The sequence below is a fragment of the Paracoccus sphaerophysae genome, from assembly GCF_000763805.1.
GTDB lineage: Bacteria > Pseudomonadota > Alphaproteobacteria > Rhodobacterales > Rhodobacteraceae > Paracoccus > Paracoccus sphaerophysae.
In genome coordinates this window covers 1-6,748 of the sequence record NZ_JRKS01000104.1, presented here as the reverse complement: position 1 = coordinate 6,748, position 6,748 = coordinate 1, and the positions used below count along the sequence as shown (strand labels likewise).

Annotated in this window: 8 protein-coding genes and 1 tRNA gene; all 9 read left to right on the top strand. The window is 70.9% G+C overall.

From position 1 onward, the window contains the following. Nucleotides 1-268: 268 nt before the first annotated feature. Nucleotides 269-2,683 carry an endopeptidase La gene (gene lon, locus IC63_RS16175; protein ID WP_036722428.1) on the top strand — a complete coding sequence of 805 codons (2,415 nt, stop codon included), beginning with the start codon at nucleotides 269-271 and terminating at the stop codon, nucleotides 2,681-2,683. Between the two features lie 116 nt (nucleotides 2,684-2,799). Then, on the top strand, nucleotides 2,800-3,294 hold the full coding sequence (locus tag IC63_RS16170; RefSeq protein WP_232222653.1) for an HU family DNA-binding protein: 495 nt from the start codon (nucleotides 2,800-2,802) through the stop codon (nucleotides 3,292-3,294). A 60-nt stretch (nucleotides 3,295-3,354) separates the two neighbouring features. Next, nucleotides 3,355-3,429 (top strand) — tRNA-Val (locus tag IC63_RS16165). 263 nt (nucleotides 3,430-3,692) lie between these two features. Continuing rightward, complete coding sequence (locus IC63_RS19005; RefSeq protein WP_408633591.1) at nucleotides 3,693-4,001, top strand: aquaporin; 309 nt, start codon at nucleotides 3,693-3,695, stop codon at nucleotides 3,999-4,001. Nucleotides 4,002-4,074: 73 nt separating this feature from the next. After that, nucleotides 4,075-4,962: a hypothetical protein gene (locus IC63_RS16155; protein ID WP_052042334.1), complete on the top strand. Its 888-nt coding sequence runs from the start codon at nucleotides 4,075-4,077 to the stop codon at nucleotides 4,960-4,962. Continuing rightward, the gene (locus tag IC63_RS19000) at nucleotides 4,959-5,102 is read left to right on the top strand and encodes a hypothetical protein (protein ID WP_232222652.1); all 144 of its coding nucleotides are present in this window, start codon (nucleotides 4,959-4,961) and stop codon (nucleotides 5,100-5,102) included. Before IC63_RS16155 ends, IC63_RS19000 begins: the two co-directional genes overlap by 4 nt. Further along, nucleotides 5,099-5,269 carry a hypothetical protein gene (locus IC63_RS18995; protein WP_232222651.1) on the top strand — a complete coding sequence of 57 codons (171 nt, stop codon included), beginning with the start codon at nucleotides 5,099-5,101 and terminating at the stop codon, nucleotides 5,267-5,269. Before IC63_RS19000 ends, IC63_RS18995 begins: the two co-directional genes overlap by 4 nt. A 200-nt stretch (nucleotides 5,270-5,469) precedes the next feature. Next, nucleotides 5,470-6,099: a hypothetical protein gene (locus IC63_RS16145; protein WP_156965529.1), complete on the top strand. Its 630-nt coding sequence runs from the start codon at nucleotides 5,470-5,472 to the stop codon at nucleotides 6,097-6,099. After that, on the top strand, nucleotides 6,005-6,748 hold a 744-nt coding region (locus IC63_RS16140), incomplete at its 3' end, for a Y-family DNA polymerase (RefSeq protein ID WP_036722427.1). The genes IC63_RS16145 and IC63_RS16140, both read left to right, overlap by 95 nt.

Below are 6,748 nucleotides of genomic sequence, written 5' to 3'. Positions count from 1 at the left end.
CCGGAGGGAGGGCGGGGGCCGGGTTTGCCAGGAGCGGGGGGAGGTAAAGGAAAAGGGCCCGCGGCGGCCGGCCGGGCCGCCCCGACGGGAAGGCCCGCCGGGCCGCCCCCCGCCGCGCCGCCGGGGCCCGGCGACGGCGGGGCCCCCGCCAGGCCCCCGCCGTCGCCATTGCAGCACCGCCCTTGCCTTCCTAAATTGCATCCAGGCAGGACCGGCCCGCGCCCGCCATATTGGGGGCCGTCCCGGTCCGGGCATGAAAGGACGACTGATGAACGATCAAACCCAAACCACCTATCCGGTGCTGCCGCTGCGCGACATCGTGGTGTTTCCCCACATGATCGTGCCGCTGTTCGTGGGCCGTGACAAATCGGTCCGTGCGCTGGAGGCGGTGATGGAACAGGATCGGCCGATCCTGCTGGCGGCCCAGAAGGATGCCGCCGTGGACGAGCCGGAAGCCGACGGCATCTTCGAGGTGGGTGTTCTGGCCAACGTGCTGCAGCTGCTGAAACTGCCGGACGGCACCGTCAAGGTGCTGGTCGAGGGGCAGTCCCGCGTCCGCATCACCGGCTTTGCCGAGAACGACCAGTATTTCGAGGCCTCGGCCGAGCCGCTGGCGGAAACCGAGGGTGACGCCGAAAGCGCCGCCGCGATGGTCCGCGCCGTGGCCGAGGAATTCGAGAAATACGTCAAGGTCCGCAAGAACATCCCCGAGGAAGCGGTGTCCTCGGTCGCGGACGCGCGCGACCCGCACAAGCTGGCCGACCTCGTGTCCGGTCATCTGGGAATCGAGATCGCCCGCAAGCAGGACCTGCTCGAGACGCTGGACGTCGCCCAGCGGCTGGAAAAGGTCTATGGCCTGATGCAGGGCGAGATGTCGGTCCTGCAGGTCGAGAAGAAGATCAAGAGCCGCGTCAAGAACCAGATGGAGAAGACGCAGCGCGAATATTACCTCAACGAGCAGATGAAGGCGATCCAGCGCGAGCTGGGCGATGGCGACGAGGGCCAGACCGAGATCGCCGAGCTGGAAGAGAAGATCGCCAAGACTCAGTTCAGCAAGGAGGCCCGCGAGAAGGCGCTGTCCGAGCTGAAGAAGCTCAAGTCGATGTCGCCGATGTCGGCCGAGGCGACGGTCAGCCGCAACTATCTCGACTGGCTGCTGTCGCTGCCGTGGGGCGTCAAGTCGCGCACCCGGCGTGACCTGGCCGTGGCCGAGCAGGTGCTGGACGCGGACCATTACGGGCTGGAAAAGGTCAAGGAGCGGATCGTCGAGTATCTCGCCGTGCAGAACCGTTCGGCCAAGCTGAAGGGGCCGATCCTGTGCCTCGTCGGCCCTCCGGGCGTCGGCAAGACCTCGCTGGGACGGTCGGTGGCCAAGGCCACGGGGCGCGAGTTCATCCGCATCTCGCTGGGCGGGGTGCGCGACGAATCCGAGATCCGCGGGCACCGGCGGACCTATATCGGGTCCATGCCCGGCAAGATCATCCAGGCGCTGAAGAAGGCCAAGACCACCAACCCGCTGATCCTGCTGGATGAAATCGACAAGATGGGGCAGGATTTCCGGGGCGACCCGGCTTCGGCGATGCTCGAGGTGCTGGACCCGGAACAGAACGCGACCTTCGTGGACCACTATCTCGAGGTGGAATACGACCTGTCCAACGTCATGTTCCTGACCACCGCCAACAGCTACAACATGCCGGGCCCGCTGCTGGACCGGATGGAGATCATCTCTCTCGCCGGCTACACCGAGGACGAGAAGCGCGAGATCGCGCGCCAGCACCTGCTGCCCAAGCAGATCAAGGCGAACGGCCTGCGCAAGGGCGAGTTCTCGGTCACCGACGAGGCGCTGACCCATGTGATCCGCTACTACACGCGGGAAGCCGGGGTGCGGAACCTGGAACGCGAGATCGCCAAGCTGGCCCGCAAGGCGGTGACCGAGATCCTCAAGGGCAAGGTCAAGTCGGTCGAGGTCACGCCCGAGAAGGCCGAGGAGTATCTCGGCGTTCGCCGGCACCGCTATGGCCTGGCCGAAAAGGACGACCAGGTCGGAGTAGTGACGGGTCTCGCCTGGACGCAGGTCGGCGGCGATCTGCTGCAGATCGAGGCCCTGAAGCTGCCCGGCAAGGGCGTGATGAAGACGACCGGGAAACTGGGCGACGTGATGAAGGAATCGATCGACGCGGCGGCAAGCTTCGTGCGGTCGGTGGCGCCGGAACTGGGGATCGAGCCGCCCCAGTTCACCAAGCGTGACATCCACGTCCACGTTCCGGAAGGCGCGACGCCCAAGGACGGCCCCTCGGCGGGTCTGGCAATGGTCACCTCGGTGGTCAGCGTGATGACGGGCATCCCGGTCCGCAAGGACGTGGCGATGACCGGCGAGGTCACCCTGCGCGGCAACGCGCTGGCGATCGGCGGACTCAAGGAGAAGCTGCTCGCGGCCCTGCGCGGCGGCATCCGCACGGTGCTGATCCCGCAGGAAAACGAGAAGGACCTCGCCGACATCCCCGCCAACGTGAAGGAGGGGCTGACGATCATCCCGGTGTCCAACGTCCGCGAGGTGCTGAAGCATGCCCTGGTCCGGATGCCCGAGCCGATGGAGTGGGACGAGGCCGCGTGGGAGATCGCCGAGGCCAAGCGCCTCGCCGCGCTGCGCGACGGCACCGCGACGGCCGCCACCGCGCACTGAGCCGGATGTAAGCCAACGACGCGCGCCCCAGTGGCGCGCGTCGCCCTTTTCAGGGCATTGTGGTCGAGCGGGCCGTACGCGGACGGCCGGACCCGGCAAAGAAGGACAGGACGGTCATGGCGGACGATCAGGATCCGGGCGACGAGACCCCGGCACCGCGCGGGCGCGACAGCCACGGCACCGGGCGCGGCCGGTCAAATCGCCCGGCCGGCGCGGCCGGGCGCGCGGAAAGCGGCAAGCGGCGCGGAAAACAGGCCGGTTTGCCTGCCGGTCCCGTCGGGGCTGCCGAGTCCCGGCCCGACGCGGCAGGGCGCGCCAGTCCGTCGCCCGCGACCGTCCTGCACAAGCGCGACTTCATCGGCCGGGTGGGGACCTCGTGCGACCTGCCCCACGCGCAGCTGCGCCGCGCGGTCGAGGCGACGCTGGCCGAACTCGGCCGTGCCATCGCCGCAGGCGAGACGCTGGCCCTGCCCCCCTTCGGCAAGGCGCGGGTCAGCCGGCAGAAGACGGTGAAGGGCAGCGAGGTCCTGGTCCTGCGGCTGCGCCGCCCGGGACCCGGCGCGGGGACCCCCGACACGCACCCCGACGTCGCCCCTGACGACGAGTATTGACGATTGCCACCGCGAAGGGACTTGCCGCCCGCCCCGACAGGCGCTATGCAGCGCGCCACCGGGCGATTAGCTCAGCGGTAGAGCGCTTCGTTCACATCGAAGATGTCAGCGGTTCAAATCCGTTATCGCCCACCATCATTCCAGGGCCGTCAGGACAGGTTTCACGACCTCCTGGCGGCCTTTTTCTTCCTCCTGACGCTGCCGCCTCGATCGCGCCTGCCGCCTCGCGGCGCGCGCGCGCAAGGCGTCCCTCGCCGTGGGCCGCGCGACCCCCCTGGATGACGGACGCGGATTTCCCGCGCTCGGCCGGCGCGGGTGGCGAAAAGGTGCGTTGACAGCTTCGGAGAACCGGGTCACGGGACCGGCGGGGGCTTGGACCCCATCGTCAAAAGGAATGCATCGGAATCGCGATGGCGTTCAGCCTGTCGATCGTCGCCGCGGCCTATGGGCTTGGCGCGATCTCGGGCGCGCAGCTCACCCCGGCGGTGTCGATGGGATTTCTGGCCGCCGGCCGCATGACGGTCGTTGACTTCGTCACCTACGTGATCGCCCAGATCATCGGCGCCATTCTGGCCGCGCTGGTCATCACGCTGATTGCGCAAGGGCACGAGGGCTATTCGGTCGCGGCGAACGGTCTGGGCCAGAACGGCTTCGGCGCCGGCTACAACGGGGCGGCTTCGTGCTGGCGGTCGGCGTTGCGCTGGTGATCCTCGACATCGCGATCAGCGCCATCATCGCCGGGCGCAGGCCGCGCAACCCTTGGGGGGCGGGCACGCTGGAATGGGCCACCGCCATGCCCTCGCCATCCTACAACATCGCCTCGATCCCGGTGATCGCGCATCGCTATCCGCTGCACGACGATCCGACCTGCCGGTCCGGATCGCCCGCGGCGAGGGCTTCCTGGGCGACCCGATCCGGGGCCGGCGCGAGACGCTGTCGGTCCGCACCGCGGACGGCGCGCCGGACTATATCGTCGTCTTCGCAAGGAATACGGTGCTGCCGTTCCTGATGGCGGTGGTGACCAGCCTCGGGTTCCTGCTGCCGGTCTTCAAGCTGTGGACCGCGTCGATGGTGGCGCTGGCCATCGTCGCCGTCATGTCGATGCGGTGGGCCTGGGTCCCGGGCGAGCGCGAGGATCGCGGCCCGCTGGACGCCGGCCGCGGGGTCGCGCTGCTGGCGGCGGCCGAGGTGGCGGACCCGCCCGGCTGGTGGGGGACGCTGTTCCTGCTGCTGGCGGCGGACGCGGTGCTGTTCGGGTCGCTGCTGTTCGGCTATGCGTTCCTGTGGACGGTCGCGCCCGACTGGCCGCCGCGCGCCTACCTCGAGCCGACCCTCGCCGGCCCGGCGCTGGCCGGGCTGGGCGCGGCGCTGGCGGTGGCCGGACCCCGGCTGGCGGAACGCGGGCTGCGGGGGGGCGGCTCGCCCTGGCCGGGGCTGGTCGCCACCGGGTTCGGGCTGCTGGCCTGGATCGGCGCTAGCCTCGTGGTGATCGACGGCGTGGGCGCGCCCGATTCCCACGCCTATGATGCGACGGTCTGGGTCATCGCCGGCTCCCTGTCGTCCCGGCGGTTCGGAGAGCTGCGGATCCTGCGGCTATGGGCCGACTATGCCGCGCTGGCCGGGCTGGTCAGGCTGGCCGCGGCATGGCTGCCGCGGGTCTTCGCATGAGGGACATCCTGCGGACCGCCGCCCCCTTCACCCTGTGGATCGCCGCCTTCAGCGCGGTCTACGGGCTCGAGGGGATGGTCTGTTCCCGCCACGGCCTCGCCCTGGCCCCGGCCCAGGGCAGGCTGCTGCTGGTGACGTGATCGCGTTGCAGGCGGGCCTGTTGTGGACGCTGTGGTCGGGCCCCTATGGCTCGCCCACCCGGTTCGGGCGGCTGGTCAGCCGGACGCTCGGCCTGTCGGCACTGGCGGCGACGGTCTGGACCCCGGCCCCGGTCGCCACGCTGCCGGTGTGCCACGCCGGCGCCTAGCGTGGACGGCGACCCGATTCCCCGAACCGCTGCGCCGGACCCGAGGCGAGCGTGGCCGGCGGGTGTCCTTGGAACACGCGCGCTCGCGTGCCGTCCGCAAGCGCCCGCCCGCAAAGCCGCACGGCGCGGGGGCCACGGCGATTGACTCATCCCCCGGCGTTGCTAGAACATAACAAGAACATCGTTACGCCGACTCATGCATGTCCTCGCTTGCCCCCCTCTCTCCTCAACCTCTGCCCGCGTCCTGCGGCGAGGTGTTCGCCACCCCGGACGGGGCGGCGGCGGGCTTCGTCCGGGCGCAGTTGCAGGGACCGACGCTGTGGGTGCAGGACCGGCTCAGCATGGTCGATGCCGGCCGGCCCTGGTTTGCCGGCTGGGGCGGGACGGTCTGGACGCTGCGGCTTTCCCATCCCCGCGATGCCCTGATCGCCGCCGAGGAGGCGCTGCCTTGCCGCGCCCTGTCGGCGGTGGTGGTGGAACTGCACGGCAATCCCGCGGCGCTGAGCTTTACCGCGACCCGGCGGCTGGCGGTCCGGGCCGAGGCGTCAGGCGTGCGGCTGTGGCTGATCCGCCATGCCGCGCAGCCCGATTCCAGCGCCCTGCGCGACCGCTGGCGGGTCTCGTCCCTGCCCTCGATGCCCCATGCCGACGACCCCGCCGCGCCGGGCGATCCGCATTGGCGGGCCGAGCTGTTCCGGTCGCGCGACAAGCGCCCCGGGGTCTGGGCGGTGCGCCATGACGCGGCGGATCGCCTGCATTTCACTGCCCTTCCTGCCGCTGGAACGGTGGCGGCGCCGGCAGGCGCGGACGGGCTGTCCGCCGCCCGATGACCAGCCCTTTGCGCTGTGGACCGAGGGCGGGCACGGTCCCGTCATCCACGCCGCCAACGCCGCGGCGGTGCAGGCCGGGGTGCGGGCGGGCGCGAGGCTCGCCGATACGCGGACGGTCTGCCCCGGCCTGCATGCCGAGCCGGCCGACCCGCAGGGGGATGCGGCGGCGCTGGACCGGCTGGCGCTGTGGGCGCGGCGGTTCTGTCTGGGCACGGCGGCCGACCGTTCCGGCCCCGACGCCGCCCTGGGCGGGGGGGCCGGGCTGGTCTTGGACACCACCGGCGCCGATCACCTGTGGGGCGGCGAGGCCGGGATGCTGGCCGCCATCGAGGGCGACCTGGCCGTGCGCGGCCTGACCGCGCGCGTCGCGGTCGCGCCCACATGGGGCGCGGCCTGGGGGCTGGCGCGGTTCGGCGCGCTGCGGGCCGAGGCGCAGGACGTCTCGGCGCTGCTGCCGCTGCCGGTCGCGGCGCTGCGACTGGCGCCTGACACGGTGCTGCTGCTGCGCCGTCTGGGGCTGCGGACGGTGGGCGATCTCGCGTCGATCCCGCGGCTGTCGCTGGCTCGCCGGTTCCGCCGCCTGCCGCCGGCCGACAACCCCTTGATCCGGCTGGATCAGGCTTCGGGCAAGCTGGCTGAGCCTCTGGAC